The sequence below is a fragment of the Vibrio sp. OPT20 genome (assembly GCF_963889365.1).
Taxonomy (GTDB): Bacteria; Pseudomonadota; Gammaproteobacteria; order Enterobacterales; family Vibrionaceae; genus Vibrio; species Vibrio splendidus.
Map to the genome: position 1 here is coordinate 1 of NZ_CAWPOA010000071.1, position 208 is coordinate 208.

A 208-nucleotide genomic window follows, 5' to 3' on the forward strand; every position below is an offset into this window, starting at 1 on the left:
CGCGGAAGATGTAACGGGGCTAAGCTATACACCGAAGCTGCGGCTACGTACCTTAGGGTATGTGGGGTAGGGGAGCGTTCTGTAAGCCGTTGAAGGTGGTCTGTAAGGGCTGCTGGAGGTATCAGAAGTGCGAATGCTGACATGAGTAACGATAAAGGGAGTGAAAAACTCCCTCGCCGGAAGACCAAGGGTTCCTGTCCAACGTTAA

At 52.9% G+C, this 208-nt stretch carries 1 rRNA gene; it reads left to right on the forward strand.

The features are described from left to right. Nucleotides 1–208: ribosomal RNA gene (locus AACR09_RS16245) — 23S ribosomal RNA — on the forward strand; the annotation flags it as partial.